Annotated in this window: 16 protein-coding genes; 8 read left to right on the top strand and 8 right to left on the bottom strand. The window is 57.8% G+C overall.

All coding sequences use genetic code 11. The annotated features are described in order from the left end of the window. Positions 1-25 precede the first annotated feature (25 nt). The gene (locus tag NNL38_RS13895; RefSeq protein WP_255388610.1) at positions 26-1,627 is read right to left on the bottom strand and encodes a methyl-accepting chemotaxis protein; all 1,602 of its coding nucleotides are present in this window, start codon (positions 1,625-1,627) and stop codon (positions 26-28) included. Positions 1,628-1,805: 178 nt separating this feature from the next. Here NNL38_RS13895 and NNL38_RS13900 point away from each other — a divergent pair, with 178 nt between their 5' ends. Then, complete coding sequence (locus NNL38_RS13900; RefSeq protein ID WP_255388611.1) at positions 1,806-1,979, top strand: hypothetical protein; 174 nt, start codon at positions 1,806-1,808, stop codon at positions 1,977-1,979. Here the strand turns inward: NNL38_RS13900 and NNL38_RS13905 are convergent. After that, positions 1,967-3,484 carry a CYTH and CHAD domain-containing protein gene (locus NNL38_RS13905; protein WP_255388612.1) on the bottom strand — a complete coding sequence of 506 codons (1,518 nt, stop codon included), beginning with the start codon at positions 3,482-3,484 and terminating at the stop codon, positions 1,967-1,969. The genes NNL38_RS13900 and NNL38_RS13905 overlap by 13 nt on opposite strands. Before the next feature lie 184 nt (positions 3,485-3,668). Here NNL38_RS13905 and NNL38_RS13910 point away from each other — a divergent pair, with 184 nt between their 5' ends. The 3 genes from NNL38_RS13910 to NNL38_RS13920 all read left to right on the top strand — a co-directional run bounded on the left by NNL38_RS13910 (position 3,669) and on the right by NNL38_RS13920 (position 6,390). Beyond that, positions 3,669-4,349, top strand: a complete 681-nt coding sequence (locus NNL38_RS13910) for a TIGR00153 family protein (RefSeq protein WP_255388613.1) — start codon at positions 3,669-3,671, stop codon at positions 4,347-4,349. A 32-nt stretch (positions 4,350-4,381) separates the two neighbouring features. Continuing rightward, positions 4,382-5,653, top strand: coding sequence for an inorganic phosphate transporter (locus NNL38_RS13915; RefSeq protein ID WP_255388614.1), 1,272 nt, complete (start codon positions 4,382-4,384; stop codon positions 5,651-5,653). A 119-nt stretch (positions 5,654-5,772) separates the two neighbouring features. Beyond that, on the top strand, positions 5,773-6,390 hold the full coding sequence (locus NNL38_RS13920) for a TIGR04211 family SH3 domain-containing protein (RefSeq protein ID WP_439651357.1): 618 nt from the start codon (positions 5,773-5,775) through the stop codon (positions 6,388-6,390). 68 nt (positions 6,391-6,458) lie between these two features. Here NNL38_RS13920 and NNL38_RS13925 read toward each other — a convergent pair whose 3' ends face one another. Both NNL38_RS13925 and NNL38_RS13930 read right to left on the bottom strand, forming a co-directional pair. Continuing rightward, positions 6,459-7,283 carry a general secretion pathway protein GspB gene (locus tag NNL38_RS13925; protein ID WP_255388615.1) on the bottom strand — a complete coding sequence of 275 codons (825 nt, stop codon included), beginning with the start codon at positions 7,281-7,283 and terminating at the stop codon, positions 6,459-6,461. After that, positions 7,283-9,034, bottom strand: coding sequence for an ExeA family protein (locus NNL38_RS13930; RefSeq protein WP_255388616.1), 1,752 nt, complete (start codon positions 9,032-9,034; stop codon positions 7,283-7,285). The genes NNL38_RS13925 and NNL38_RS13930 overlap by 1 nt, the downstream gene beginning before the upstream one ends. Before the next feature lie 135 nt (positions 9,035-9,169). Between NNL38_RS13930 and NNL38_RS13935 the strand changes: the two genes are divergently transcribed. Beyond that, positions 9,170-10,396 (top strand): multifunctional CCA addition/repair protein, encoded by a 1,227-nt coding sequence (locus NNL38_RS13935; protein ID WP_255388617.1) that lies wholly within the window; start codon positions 9,170-9,172, stop codon positions 10,394-10,396. Between the two features lie 92 nt (positions 10,397-10,488). On the opposite strand, the gene NNL38_RS13940 is transcribed toward NNL38_RS13935, so the two are convergent. The 3 genes from NNL38_RS13940 to folB are packed head-to-tail and all read right to left on the bottom strand — an operon-like array spanning position 10,489 to position 12,146. Next, positions 10,489-11,292: an undecaprenyl-diphosphate phosphatase gene (locus NNL38_RS13940; RefSeq protein ID WP_255388618.1), complete on the bottom strand. Its 804-nt coding sequence runs from the start codon at positions 11,290-11,292 to the stop codon at positions 10,489-10,491. A 12-nt stretch (positions 11,293-11,304) separates the two neighbouring features. Next, positions 11,305-11,796, bottom strand: a complete 492-nt coding sequence (gene folK / locus NNL38_RS13945; RefSeq protein WP_255388619.1) for a 2-amino-4-hydroxy-6-hydroxymethyldihydropteridine diphosphokinase — start codon at positions 11,794-11,796, stop codon at positions 11,305-11,307. After that, positions 11,793-12,146, bottom strand: coding sequence for a dihydroneopterin aldolase (gene folB / locus NNL38_RS13950; protein WP_255388620.1), 354 nt, complete (start codon positions 12,144-12,146; stop codon positions 11,793-11,795). The genes folK and folB overlap by 4 nt, the downstream gene beginning before the upstream one ends. A gap of 222 nt (positions 12,147-12,368) precedes the next feature. Between folB and plsY the strand changes: the two genes are divergently transcribed. Then, complete coding sequence (gene plsY, locus NNL38_RS13955; RefSeq protein WP_255388621.1) at positions 12,369-12,992, top strand: glycerol-3-phosphate 1-O-acyltransferase PlsY; 624 nt, start codon at positions 12,369-12,371, stop codon at positions 12,990-12,992. Between the two features lie 63 nt (positions 12,993-13,055). Here the strand turns inward: plsY and tsaD are convergent, their stop codons facing one another. Then, positions 13,056-14,075, bottom strand: coding sequence for a tRNA (adenosine(37)-N6)-threonylcarbamoyltransferase complex transferase subunit TsaD (gene tsaD / locus NNL38_RS13960; protein WP_255388622.1), 1,020 nt, complete (start codon positions 14,073-14,075; stop codon positions 13,056-13,058). A gap of 183 nt (positions 14,076-14,258) precedes the next feature. Between tsaD and rpsU the strand changes: the two genes are divergently transcribed. Together rpsU and NNL38_RS13970 are read left to right on the top strand one after the other, a co-directional pair. Next, a complete protein-coding gene (gene rpsU / locus NNL38_RS13965; protein WP_005301411.1) occupies positions 14,259-14,474 on the top strand; it encodes a 30S ribosomal protein S21 in 216 nt (71 codons plus the stop codon). Positions 14,475-14,502: 28 nt separating this feature from the next. Beyond that, positions 14,503-14,946 (top strand): GatB/YqeY domain-containing protein, encoded by a 444-nt coding sequence (locus NNL38_RS13970; RefSeq protein WP_255388623.1) that lies wholly within the window; start codon positions 14,503-14,505, stop codon positions 14,944-14,946. Positions 14,947-15,018 lie beyond the last annotated feature (72 nt).

Below are 15,018 nucleotides of genomic sequence, written 5' to 3' on the forward strand. Positions count from 1 at the left end.
CAGGGGCCACCGGCTGACGACCGGCTCAGATCCGAAACGCCTGGATCTTGGCTTCCAGATCCGTGGCATGGTTCTGCATGGTTTCCGAAGTCTCGGACAGCTCAGAGACCACCACCACCGATGCCTCCACCAGCTCCCGGACGTTGGTCAGGTTCTGGTTCATCTCATCAGCCACGGCACTTTGCTGCTCAGCCGCCGAGGCAATCTGGAAGTTCATGTCATTGAGGCGTGTCACCTGTTCGACAATCTTGTCCAGCTCACCGCCGGCGCTGGTGACCTGATCGACCCCTTCCGCCGCTTCAACCACGGACTGCTCCATCAGGCCAACCGCCTGCTGGGCACTGCTTTGCAGCAGGGTGATCATCTCCTGAATTTCCACCGTTGCCTGCTGGGTCCGCTGGGCAAGGTTACGGACTTCATCAGCCACCACCGCAAAGCCGCGGCCCGCTTCACCGGCCCGTGCCGCTTCAATCGCCGCATTCAGCGCCAGCAGGTTAGTCTGCTCAGAAATGCCCTGAATGGTGACGATCACACTGCCTATTTGCTCCACCCGCTCTTCCACCTGGTTCACCGCGTTGGCCGACTGGCGGATATCCTGCGACAACTGGTTGATGGTATGAATAGTCTGGGAAACAAACTGCTGGCCTTGTGACGCCTGAGCCGAGGTGCCTTCAGTGGCATTGGACGCTTCGCGGGCATGATCGGCGACGGTCTGAACCGTTGAGCTCATTTCACTCATCGCCGAGGCCAGCTGATCGATCTCGTTGAACTCTTCCTGTGCCGACTCCTTGGTTTCCATCATGCTGATCGACAACACTTCCGCCAATCCGGACAGCTCCGACGCCGCATCGCGCTGGTTATGGATCACATCGTTGAGCTGGGTCCGGGTTTTCTCAAGCTCCCGGGCCAGATCACCGTATTCATCCCGGCAATCCATTTCAATCGGCTGCGACAGGTTCCGCGCTGCCAGTAGCTGAATGTTGTCGGCCAGGTAACGGGTCTGGCGCAGCATCACACTGGAGCCGCCCAGCAGGATCACCACAAAAGCGACGATCATCAGCCCGGTCTGCCAGGCCACCTGCACCAGGTAATCATTGTAATAAGCTTCGGCTTTCGATGCCGGCTGTGAGGCCACCACCAGCCAGTTCCACTGTGCCAGCTCCACCGCATATTCAAATCGCTCCGGCTGTTGCAACACCAGCGCACCACTCCCCGACAGGCTGCGCAACGTCCCTGCCTGACCGCTGCCATCGGTCAGTGTCGCCGACAGATCCCGCAGGGTGCTGGCCTGCGGATGGCCCAGCACTTTACCGCTGTCGCGTTCCACCAGGTACAGATAAGCGCCGTCTTGCCAGCTGGCCGCCTGGGCAACAATTGCCTGCTCGGCCAGGTTTTTGCCGGACTCGCCCTGGGCATGCAATTTGGTCAGCAAGGCCGCACCGGCCTGCGCTTGTTCCTGCGCCCGATCCTGCTGGATCTCAATGACGGACTGATAAAAGGTACTCGCATCCCACAGCTGCTTTCCGATCAGCAACACCGTACTGAACACCATCAGCAACACCAATTTCGGGACCAGGCGGACATTGGTCAGCCCTTTCTCCCATGGTTTGAATACCATCTTCGCCATTTGGAATCTCCATTTATCTCACGATGCGCTTCCGACGACCTCACAGCCTCCTGGGGCAAGCGGTGCCGTCGGGCTTCATGGTCTGTGCCCGCCAATGCGAGCGTTTCCCCCGAAAGACCATGATGCATCACTGGTTTTGATATTCTATAGGTCGGCAACAGATTGCGGAAATTTAATCATGAAAAGTATCGATGGCGTCAAACATAAGCCCGATCACACCTGCGGCACCAGGAGTAGACGCGAAGCAAAACAGCAGCGCCGGCAGGCCGAATACAAAAACGTCCTGCACCGGGCAGGACGTCTGGGCGTTCACACGCTCAATCTTGAGGCAGCAACGGCTCAGGGCCAGTAGGGCGCCTGCTCAATCCCGATCTGGCGGCTCTGCTCCATGGCATGGAGCAGGGACTCTTCCTTGCGTTGCAGCCATTTGGCAATCTGGCGTCGGTCTTCTTCATCGTCCTGCAAGTCCTGCAGGGCGCGGATCGGTTCAAGCTGACGCAAATCCTCGATCCCTTGCAACAGATCCAACCACGGCATGCGGAAACTGGTACGCCGCTCTTCTTCATACAAACCGGCAAGGCAGATACCACTGAGCAGATTGCGTTGCAAACGTGGCTGCTGATCCAGATAATCGGCACGGTTGAGCTCTCGCGCCTGCGGGAAGGCCTCTTCCAGCTCCAGCCAGGATTTGCCCAGTACGGTATCGGCAAATGCCTTGACGTTGCCGGCCAGGCGCTCACGCGCCTTGTCATCAAGGAACGGCTGCCAGCCGCGGCTCAAAATCCAGCGGCTCAGATCCAGCAACAAACCGCAGTAGCGGGATGATTCGAGCAGCGCCATCACCGCTTCGTCTTCTGGCAACGCTTCTTTGCGCGCCTTGAGCTGTTTGACCAGCGCCTTGCGGGCATTGAGCTTTTTCAGCGCGTAGCCCTTATCGGCCAGCAGGCGCTCAATGCTGAGGTATTCGTCGATCCAACCGAGTTCCCCTTCCAGCCAGTTGAGCTCCTGGCGCAACAGGGCACTGGCCCGGCGCGGGATCATACTGCCGACCAGGGACAACGTCTGGCGGATCAGGCTCAGGGCCTGATAAATTTCCTGCAATGCCGCCAGCTCCAGCCGCTCAGCAAAGATCTGCTCGTGGTAATGCCAGTGTTCCAGCGCGTGCTCTAAGGTGCGGACAAACAACGACTCAATCGAGTCGCTCTCCTGCACCGGAACAAAACTGAGTGGTTTGACTTCATCGCCGAGGTAACCAGCAGCCAGGCGGTAGCCACGGGCCGCCTTGCTCAGGTTCCCCAGCCGCATCCCGCCCTCACTGCACAAATCCCGGGCCAGGGTAAACAGCGCGTCGGTCTGACCGGACTTCAGCTCCAGCTCCACTTCGCAAATCGGATTGCTCTGATCATTGGCGCTGACTTCACCCTGATCAAACGCCAGTTCAATCTTGCTGCCGTCCGGCATCGCAATCAGCCATTGCTGGCGCTCAAAATCGGTCGAAAACAACGGGGCGAGCTGTTGCTGGATGTCTGCAACATTGAAGCTCTCCGGCCAGGCATCTGCCGGATGCAGGGAAAGATCGGGATCGGTGCCGGTAATTTCGGCATTATATTCAGGGCGTTGGTGCAATCCGGCAACCACCCGTCCTGACGTTTTCAGGGTCTGAACAAACACATCATCACAACGACGGACCCGCAGGCCGATATCGTGCTGGCGAAGAATTTGGTCCGGAGTGTCGAAATAGACGTTGCCTAATAGTCGACGACTTTGCTGCAGAATTTTCGCTTCGGCGATCTTGCCTAACAACTGACTCGAAAATTCCGGTGAGACGAAAAACTTCAGTTCTATCTCGGTTTCCATAGTTATACCTATAAACAGTGGCAAACCAAGGATATTTCCAATTTTGTCCGGGGGCAAGCAGGAAATATCGACAAAACCTTGATCAAAATTAGTTCCCCTATACTAACTTATACGTTAACATGCGCGCCTCTGTGACCATCGCTCAAGAATTAGCCTTTTTAGGCGCTCTTTAGGTTGATCGGCTATGCCAGTAAATACAATTATGGGGCTCTTTGCGAAATCCCCAATCAAACCGCTGCAACGTCATGTTACCCGGGTAACTGAGTGTTGCGAACTGCTTGTTCCTTTTTTTGAGGCGTGTCACGCCGGGGATTGGGACAAAGCAGCCACCTTACGCGAACAGATCTCGCAACTTGAAAAAGATGCAGATGTCCTCAAGCGTGAGATCCGCCTGAAACTTCCTCGTGGCCTGTTCATGCCTGTCGACCGTACCGACATGCTCGGCCTTCTTACCCAGCAGGATAAACTTGCTAACCTGTCCAAAGATATCGCCGGCCGCGTTCTGGGCCGCCAGCTACAAATTCCAGCCGAATTGTATCCGGATTTTATCGCCTATGTTCAGCGCTGCCTCGATGCGGCCAACCAGGCCAGCCGGGTCATCAATGAACTGGATGAGTTGCTGGAAACCGGCTTCAAAGGCCGTGAAGTCACACTAGTGGCTGAGATGATCAATCAATTGGACGTGATCGAAGACGATACGGATTCCATGCAAATCCAACTTCGCCAACAGCTCATGTCGATTGAAGATCAGCACAATCCGGTTGATGTCATGTTCCTGTACAAAATCCTGGAGTGGGTTGGCGCCATCGCCGATCAGGCACAACGTGTCGGCTCACGCCTGGAAATTATGCTATCGCGCTCATAAGCGAGAGATTGTAACAAAAACAAGGTTTTACAATGGAAATCCTGGCTAATTACGGCACCATGATTATCATGGTGGCGGCTTTTTTCGGCTTTTTAATGGCGATTGGTATTGGTGCCAATGATGTTGCCAATGCCATGGGCACCTCGGTCGGCTCGAAAGCACTGACTGTCAAACAGGCGATCATCATTGCGATGATCTTCGAATTTGCCGGTGCCTACCTGGCCGGTGGTGAAGTGACCGACACCATCCGCAAAGGGGTGATCGAGACCGCTCACTATGCCGATCAGCCGGAAGTGCTGGTCTACGGGATGATGTCAGCCCTGCTGGCCGCCGGTACCTGGCTGTTGCTGGCTTCTTACATGGGCTGGCCGGTATCAACCACGCACTCGATTATCGGTGCCATCATCGGTTTTGCCTGCGTCTCTGTCGGCACCGAAGCCGTGGACTGGGGCTCCGTCCAGGGGATTGTCGGCAGCTGGATCATCACGCCGCTGATTTCCGGCTTCTTTGCCTATCTCATTTTCATCAGCGCCCAGCGCCTGATTTTTGATACCGACAACCCGTTGGTGAACGCCAAGCGTTTTGTGCCGGTCTACATGTTTATCACGGCGATAGTCATTGCCCTGGTCACCATCAAGAAAGGCCTGAAACACGTTGGCCTGCACCTGTCGACCCAAGAAGCCTGGGTTGCCTCAATTGCGGTTTCAGCGGTGATCATGCTGCTGGGCTACCTCTACATCAACCGCAAATATGCAGACGATGACGGCAGTGCAGTGGACAGCAACGGCTACGCCGGTGTGGAACGTGTCTTCAGCGTACTGATGGTCGTGACCGCCTGTGCCATGGCATTTGCCCACGGCTCCAACGATGTCGCCAACGCAATCGGTCCGCTTTCTGCCGTGGTTTCAACGGTTGATCACCTGGGTCAAATCGCAGAAAAATCCGAGATTGCCTGGTGGATCCTGCCGCTGGGTGGCTTCGGGATTGTGGTCGGTCTGGCAACCTTGGGTCATAAAGTAATGGCGACCGTCGGTACGGGGATCACCGAGCTGACGCCGAGCCGCGGTTTCGCCGCGCAGTTGGCAACCGCCTCAACCGTGGTTTTGGCCTCGGGAACCGGTCTGCCTATCTCGACCACCCAAACCCTGGTGGGTGCGGTACTGGGTGTGGGCTTTGCCCGCGGGATTGCCGCACTGAATCTGGGTGTGGTCCGTAACATCGTCGCTTCCTGGGTCGTAACCCTGCCCGCCGGCGCCCTGCTGGCTGTCATTTTCTTCTACGTGATGCAAGCAGTCTTTGGTTAAAACCCGGCACAACTTCAAAAGAGGGAGGCATTGCCTCCCTCTTTTCTTGCACCTAAGGCACAAAATTTTTAGTATTTGTGCTCTTTGAATACACAAACAGGCTCCTCAAGGATCAAATTGTGAAGCATCTAATCAGTATCGTATTACTCGTTTGTGCCGTGGTGTCAGGCCAGGCACAAGCCGAGCAGGTCCGCTATATTTCAGACGACCTGTTCACTTACATGCACCGGGGCCCGAGTACCCAGTACCGGATCATGGGCAGCGTCAATGCCGGCACCAAAGTCACCCTGCTGGAAACCAACAAAGAGACCGGCTACAGCCGGATCAAGGACGACCGCGGCCGGACCGGCTGGGTGAAGACAGACTACCTGTCCGGGCAAGTCGGCCTGAAAACACGGTTCCCGGTGCTGCAAAAAGAGCTGGCGGAAGTGAAAGAAGCCCTGGCCCACGCCAAGGAATCTGAAGAGGCCAAAACTGCGGGGCTGCAGAACTCACTGAAGATGCGCAATGAGCAGATCACTGAGCTGGAAACGCAAAACAGCCAGCTGAACGAACAGCTGATGTCCTCTCAGGCGGAGATCCGCGAGCTGCGTGCCAAACTGGATACTCAGAAAGACGACCTGCTGATGAAGTGGTTCACCTACGGCGGCATGGTTGCCGGTGGCGGCCTGCTGTTTGGCCTGGTGCTGCCCCACCTGATCCCGCGCCGTCGTCGCCGGAACAACGGCTGGGCCTGATACCAATCGTAACCATCAAAAAATGGCAGCCCACGGGCTGCCATTTTTTTGGTTTCAGCTCGCCGAGCCTACCATTCCGACAGGGCCGGCATCGCCACCAGATAAGATTCAAAATCAAACACCACCTGGCGTGGCTCAATCCGGCGCAGGATCACCCCCGGTGCAATCTCATCCCCTTCAAACGCTTCACGACCATTGACCTTCACCCAGCGACTGTTCGCCGAAGAGGAATAGATATGGGTCTGGAAGTTCAGCGCCGGGATCCGGCTCTGGACCGAGGCCGGAAGTTCGCCGAGGGCAATCGCTGACACGACCGGCTCCGTGCGCTCTGCCGGTGGCGACGGCAAAGGTTTCGGTACCTCGTCGGTTGCCGCAATCGCCGATTTCAGCTGAGCAGCCAGCTGTGGCGACAGCTCGGAATAATCCAACGCATCCAGACTCCACTCCGTTGCCTCCGCCGCCGTCTCGTGCTGTGCTTCAACCGCTACCGCATCCGTTGTCACCGGAGCCGGACGCGCCCGCCCGGAGGGTATCGGCGCTTCACTCAGCAATTGGCCCACAGAAGGCAACGGCTCGGTATGAAACTCCGGATAAGGTAAAAAACGTATCTCCCCGGCAGCGGTAGCTGCGGCCGGTTGACGGGCTGACGGCCCCTCCCCCCGGACCACCGGGGCCTGAGGAGCCGGATCGGCCTGCACCGTCACCGCGGAGGCACTGAGCAAGCGGCTGTACGAAAGCGTCGCGGCCACCGGGCTCGCCACCAGCAACACCGGCACCACCCAGCGGGGCCAGCGCTTGGCCGGAGTCACGGGCTTCACGCCCTGTTTCTTAGCCTGCGGCGGCTGTGGAGACAGCCTGTCTGACCGGGCAATCGCCTTGAGTAATTGGGACATTAACTTTTCTCCGGATGCAGGGTTGGCCCTGGCAGATTCAGGGCCGAGTCGATCACCATCAGGGTTTGCGGCCCGGCAATCCCGTCAGCCGCCAGGTCCTGCGCCCGCTGGAACCGGCGCAGCCGCTCCAGCAACACCTGATCAAAGCGATCACTGCGGGTTGGCGCCTCACCCAGTAGCAAACTCAGATGCTGGTTGAGCCAGCGGACCCGTTCGCCACGCTGACCGTAACGGATGGTCGATTCCTCCCCCAACGGCGGCCGCCACAGCAAGGTGTACCCCGGTTGCCAGCGTTGCTGCAGCCACGCGTAGCTGACGGCCACCCGCTCACCGCCGAGCAGCAATTCAGCATGTTCCGGTGCCAGGGTATAGACCACGGCATAATAATGCGGCTGACCCGGCTCCTGCAACGTCACCAGCACCGGACGGTTGATGATCCGCAGTTGCTCCAGCTCTGCCGCTTTCCCCTGATAACAGCTCAGCGCCACCCGCTGGCTGGTTTCACAATTGGCCTGACTGAGACGGGTCTCATATCCCCACAAGCGGTACAGGGTTTGCATCGCCTGGCGCTCTGAGCGGCTCTGCGCCACCACCGCTTGCCAGCGTTGCTCCGGATCGATTTTCGCTGGCGGCGGCATCGTCACCGGTTGGCCCGGTTGTGGTTCCGGGGAAAGCTCAATCTCCGGCACCGTGCGCCGCACCACCATCGCCGGCTCCGGCGCAGCGTGCGATGCCACCTCCGCGGTTATCATCACATCACTTGCGTCACCCGGATGCTGGGTGAAGTGCTGCTGGAGCTGCGACAACCACCCTGCCGGTTGCAACGACTGGTATCCGATGCCAGCGGACAGCGCGCCGCCGACCAGCAAGGCACCGCCCCAGACCAGCACCCGGTTCCGGCGTTGTGGTGCAGCCGCCCCCGGCTCCGGGCTGCCGCCCGGCAGTTGCCAGCTCAGCACCTCGTCACAGGCCTGGCTGACAATCGCCTTGCTGGCCTGGTGCGTGGCCTGCTGACACGCCAGCAGCATCGCCTTATCACACACCAGGTTGATCAAGCGCGGGATGCCGCCGGTCGCCCGGGCAATCTGCCGGGTCTGCGCCGGCTCGAACACCTTGTGCAGGCACTCAACGGCCTGCAGCCGGTAATGAATATACTCATCCACCTCCTCGGCAGTCAGCGGCAACAGGTGATATCGCGAGGTGATCCGCTGCGCCAGCTGACGTAATCGCTCCTGCTGCAGTAATTGCTGTAGCTCCGGCTGGCCGACCAGCACCACCTTCAGCAGCTTGATGCTGTCGGTCTCCAGATTGGTCAACAATCGCAACTGCTCCAGCACATCCGGCATCAGGTGCTGGGCTTCATCCACCAGCAACAGGGTCTGCTTGCCGGCGCTGTGATTGGCCAGCAGATGGCGATAAATACAGTCGGTCAGCGCCTTGAAGCTGGCTTCCTGCGGGTAAGTCAGCCCCAGCTCATCACAGATGCTCGCCAACAACTCCTGGGCCGACAGCGCCGGATTCAGCACCATCGCCACCTGGGTTTCCTGCGGCAGGCGGGCCACCAGCGCCCGCAGTACGGTGGTTTTTCCGGTCCCTACCTCCCCGGTCAGCAGCCCGAACCCGCCGCCACCCGACAAGCTGGCCAGCATATGGGTTAAGGCTTCCCGGTGACGCTCACTGAGATAGAGAAAGCGGGCACTGGGCACAATTGAGAAAGGGGATTCGGCGATCCCGAAAAAATCCTTGTACATGCCGTCTACTCTTGTCCTGTTTTGAATTAAATTACCTTTGCTGGTCAATATTGTATACCCTGATCTGGTATTGAAGCGATCGATGGCACAACTGCTGTCGACATGATCCCTGTTGTAATGAGTAAGGAGTTGAGTGTGCAGACCTATCTGGTGGGCGGCGCCGTGCGTGATGCGCTGCTGGGGCTAACCGTAACCGACAAAGACTGGGTGGTGGTCGGCGCGACCCCGCAGCAAATGCTGGAACTCGGCTATACCCAGGTCGGCAGTGACTTCCCGGTCTTCCTGCACCCCAAAACCAAACAAGAGTTTGCCCTGGCCCGGACCGAGCGAAAGTCCGGTCAGGGCTATACCGGGTTTATCTGCCACTTCGACCCCGATGTCACTCTGGAAGAGGATCTCCTGCGCCGGGATCTGACCATTAATGCCATCGCCCAGGCGGACGACGGCAGTCTGGTCGATCCCTTTAACGGCCGCCAGGATCTGGAAAACCGCCTGCTGCGCCATGTCTCGCCGGCCTTTGTCGAAGATCCGCTGCGGGTGCTTCGGGTGGCCCGCTTTGCCGCCCGCTTTGCCCACCTTGGCTTTCACGTCGCTCCGGAAACCCTGGCCCTGATGCAAGAGATGGTCGTGAGCGGCGAACTCGAAGCCCTGACGCCGGAGCGCGTGTGGAAAGAGTGGGAGAAATCCCTCTCGAGTGCCAATCCTGAGGTTTTCCTCAAAGTACTGCGCCAGTGCGGCGCACTCGGGGTGGTGATGCCGGAAATCGACGCCCTGTTCGGCGTCCCGCAGCCGGAAAAATGGCACCCGGAGATCGACAGCGGCATCCACACCATCATGGTGGCCAAGCAGGCGGCCCGGCTCAGCCAGGACCTCAATATCCGCTTTGCCGCCCAGGTCCATGACCTTGGCAAGGCCCTGACGCCCGAGGCAGAGTGGCCGAGCCACAAACTGCATTGCCAGAGCGGGCTGAATGCGATCCGCCAGCTGTGCCAACGTCTGCGGGTGCCAAACGAGTACCGCGATACCGCGCTGATGGTCTGTGCCCAGCACACCAAGGTGCACCATGCCGACGAACTGCGCCCGGCAACTTTCGTCAAAATTTTCGATGAGATTGATGCCTGGCGCAAACCGGAACGGGTGCACCAGCTGGCGCTGTGCTGCCGGGCTGATGTCCGCGGCCGAACCGGCTTTGAAGACGCCCCTTATCCGCAGGCCGATCTCCTCGAAGCGGCGTTTACCGCCGCCCAGGCCGTGGCGGTCAAACCGATTGTCGAGGCCGGCTATCAGGGCAAGGCCATCAGGGAGCAGTTGGCCCTGCGCCGTTGCGACGCGGTCAAAGCCTGCCTGGCGCGTCTGCGCTAGATGCCATCAATCCCCTCTGAGTCTATCACAGCGCATAAAAAAGCCTGACATCATGTCAGGCTTTTTTGTCTGTGTTCATCCGGTTAACGCGCTTACTGGCTCAGCAGGAAGGCAATCAACCCGGCGCCGAGCAACAGACGGTAAATCACGAACGGCAGCATCCCAAGCCGGGTCACCAGCTTGAGGAACACGTGGATACAGGCATAGGCACTGACGAATGACACCGCCAGACCGATCCCCAGCGCGCCGAACTCAATCGGGGCACCGCTGGCGACCAGCTTCATCCCCAGATAGCTACCGGCCAGGACAATCACCGGGATCGACATTAAAAAGGAGAACCGGGCCGCCGCTTCGCGGGTAAAGCCCAGGTGCAGGGCTGCGGTCATGGTTGCACCGGAGCGGGAGGTGCCCGGGATCATCGCCGCCGCCTGGGCCAGGCCGATAAACAGCGAGCGCTTCCAGTCAGCCTGATATTCATCATCCTGCTGGGACGCCCGGCGATCCACCCACCACAACAGCAGACCGAAGATAATCGTCGTCGCAGCGATCACCCAGGCCGAGCGCAGATAGAGCTCAATAATATCTTTCATGAAAAAGCCGAATAAACAGGCCGGAATGGTCGCCAGTACGATCATCCACGCCAGCTTGGCTTCACCGCAACGGCGGCCGTTGAAAATCGAGCCGAACCAGGCCCCGAGCAGGGCGGTGACTTCTTTGCGGAAATACAGCACTACCGCGGCCAGAGTGCCGAGATGAACGGCAACATCAAACGCCAGGCCCTGATCTGCCCAGCCAAAAATTTGCGACGGCAAAATCAGGTGCGCGGAACTGGAGATCGGCAAAAATTCGGTCAGTCCCTGGATCAGGGCCAACACAAAAGCTTCAAAATGACTCATAACTTTTTCTATCTATCCTTCAATGGCGGCACACTCAACCGGCCACAAGGCCTGCGAATGCTCAAACCCGTGCCATACCTGGGCGACGGTCCGGCCATCTCCCGGGATCACCAGATCCGGAGACAGCGCCATCATGGGCAATAACACAAATGCAAATTTAAACAAATCCGATCGAGGCAAAATCGGTCCGCTCTGCCGCACTTCCTCGCCAAACAGCAGAATATCCAGATCCAACGTCCGATCCTGATTTTTCCGCGCATCCGGCGCTCGCCCGTACTTCAGCTCCAGCTGTTTCAGGGTCTGCTGCAAGGTAGAGAGCGACAATGACGTTTTAATGACAACAACACAGTTATAAAAGTTCGGTCCGTCGAAGCCAACCGGCTCGGCTTCGTACAACGGGGAGACCCGGCACTCGCTGCCCAGTTGCGCCAGTTCAGTGATCGCAGCCTGAATATGGTATTCCCGCTCAATATTGGAGCCCAGACTGATATAGGTGGTGATCACTTACTGCCCCGCTCAATGCAAACCCCGACCCCGCGGGCATTGGCGACCGCCCCCGGCTTGGTGACCTGAACCCGGATCCAGGGCACCGAGAATTGCGCCATAATGAGTGTCGCCACTTCCTCGGCAACCCGCTCAACCAGCAGAAAACGACCGTCCTGGATATGATCTGTCACGGCAGTACTCACCGCGGCATAATCTAAGGCATAAGCCACATCATCGCTTTCGGCGGCAGGGCGGTTATCGTGCGCCATTTCCAAGTCCAGCACCAGCTTCTGCTTGATGGTCTGCTCCCAGTCATAAACACCAATCGTGGCGATGACTTCAAGATGTTCGATAAATACTGAATCCATGTTCAATCGCTAATTTTGTTAGAGGTCGGATACCTAATTTGAGCAAAAACGCGTATTATCAGGGCGTAATCGTCAAATTTAATGACATTCATTCCTTGCTCGGCGACAGCCTTTGAGCCGGATGTGCGAAGCACTATACCACAGTCATTGTGCCAAAGCGGAATGAAAGTCAGGGGTCGTACGGGATTGCGGCCATGTTGTCACCAGCAGTTGGAATTTTGCATGACACCACTCGCGCTTCTGATCATTATTGCCGCTTATCTGCTTGGCTCCGTGTCGAGCGCCGTCCTGATTTGCCGGCTGTTCGGCCTGCCGGATCCCCGCGATAACGGCTCCGGTAACCCGGGGGCAACCAATGTGCTGCGTCTGGGCGGGCGCGGTGCCGCAGCCCTGGTACTGCTGTGCGATATGCTGAAAGGGATGCTGCCGGTATGGCTGAGTTACTTTCTCGGTATCAACCCCTTCCTGCTGGGGATCATCGGGATCGCGGCCTGTCTCGGTCATCTCTACCCGATCTTCTTTCATTTTCGCGGCGGGAAAGGCGTGGCGACGGCACTCGGTGCGCTGGCACCGATTGGCTGGGATCTCAGTGGCCTGTTGATTGGCACCTGGTTGTTGACCGTGCTGATCTCGGGATACTCTTCCCTCGGCTCGCTGATCACCGCACTGGCAGCGCCGCTCTTCACCTGGCTGATCAAGCCCGAATACACCATGCCGGTATCCATGCTGGCCTGCCTGATTGTCTTTCGTCACCACGACAACATCCGCCGTCTGAGCGAAGGCAAAGAGCACAAGATCTGGAATAAATTCGGCCGCAACAACAAGCGATCCGGCAACCATTCTTAAAGCATATGCTTTACCGGTTACCGGCTGCCCACTGTGGCGGCCGGATGAAGCAAACGCTGCGGATTAAGCGTTGATCGGCTTGAGGGTATCGATCGGCCAGCGCGGATGGGCCTTCACGCCCAGGTCCATCGTCTCCTGGTTTTTCAGGCGCTGCATCCCGGCATAGGCAATCATCGCGCCGTTGTCGGTACAGAACTCAGTTCGCGGATAGAACACCTCGCCGTTCATCTTCGCCATCATGGCTTCCAGTTGCTCACGCAGGTGCTTGTTGGCGCTCACGCCACCGGCAATCACCAGACGCTTGAACCCCGTCTGCTTCAGCGCACGCTTACATTTGATCGCCAGGGTATCGACCACGGCCTCCTGGAACGCATAGGCGATATCGGCCCGGGTCTGCTCATCCTCACCATTGGCGCGGATGGTATTGGCGGCAAAGGTCTTCAGACCGGAGAAGCTGAAATCCAGCCCCGGACGGTCAGTCATCGGACGCGGGAAGGTAAAGCGGCCCGGCGTGCCTTTTTCTGCCAGACGCGAGAGCAGCGGGCCACCCGGATAATCCAGCCCCATCAGCTTGGCGGTTTTATCAAACGCCTCACCGGCCGCATCATCGATCGACTCGCCCAAAATCTGATATTCACCGATCCCGCGCACTTCCACCATCATGGTGTGGCCGCCGGAGACCAGCAGCGCGACAAACGGAAATTCCGGCGGATTGTCTTCCAGCATCGGGGCCAGCAGGTGGCCTTCCATATGATGCACCGCCACAGCCGGCAGATCCCATGCGTACGCCAGGCTGCGGCCAATCGTCGCCCCGACCAGCAGCGCGCCCACCAGGCCCGGACCAGCGGTATAGGCCACGCCGTCCAGATCAGCCGGCGTCAGGTTGGCATCGGCCAGCGCCTGTTTGATCAGCGGAATAGTTTTCTTCACATGATCCCGCGAAGCCAGCTCGGGCACCACGCCGCCATAGTCAGCATGCAGCTTAACCTGACTGTAAAGCTCATGAGCCAAAAGGCCTTTTTCATCATCGAAAATAGCAACGCCTGTTTCGTCACAGGAGGTTTCGATGCCCAGTATACGCATAACAACCTCTATACTTATGGTAATCGGGGAGCAATACTACCGCCGTTGACAGAAATTAACCAGTTCAGGGTTGCAGAATGCTTTACAAATGCCCCCGGATCAGATTAGAATTTCGCACCATTTTTAATCAGCTGACACTTTTGACCGTCAGCGTTAACCGAATCACTCTGAGGTGAGTATTACATGCCAGTAATCAAAGTACGTGAAAACGAACCGTTTGACGTAGCACTACGTCGTTTCAAGCGCTCTTGCGAAAAAGCAGGTATCCTTTCTGAAGTACGTCGTCGTGAGCACTTCGAAAAGCCTACTACAGTACGTAAGCGCGCTAAAGCAGCGGCTGTTAAGCGTCACCTGAAGAAATTGGCTCGCGAAAACGCGCGTCGCGTTCGTCTGTACTAATCGCCCCGATTAACAGAAGGAACGTGTTATGACTCTGATTGAACGTCTGAAAGACGAACAAAAGGCGGCAATGAAGGCGAAGGACAAACCTCGTCTTGGTGCCATCCGTCTTGCTCTGGCTGCGGTCAAACAGCGCGAAGTTGACGAAAAGATCACTCTTTCCGATGACGACGTGCTGGCAGTCCTGACCAAGATGGTCAAGCAACGCCGTGACTCTGTCGCTCAATACGAAGCCGCAGGTCGCCAGGAACTCGCTGATGTCGAGCTTGCTGAAATTAAAGTACTGGAAGAATTCATGCCGCAACCGCTGAGCGAGGACGAAATCGTTGCTCTGCTCGATGCTGCCATAGCTGAAACCGGTGCTGCCAGCATGCAGGACATGGGCAAACTGATGGCGGTGCTCAAGCCTCAGGTTCAGGGTCGTGCCGATATGGGGAAAGTTAGCCAGCTCGTGAAAGCGAAACTCGGCTAAAACTCACCCAATTCTGCAGCAAGCCGTGCTTTCCAAGTTGATTGGAGTGCGCGGCTTGTTTGTATTTAAGCG

Source organism: Photobacterium atrarenae (genome assembly GCF_024380015.1).
GTDB lineage: Bacteria > Pseudomonadota > Gammaproteobacteria > Enterobacterales > Vibrionaceae > Photobacterium > Photobacterium atrarenae.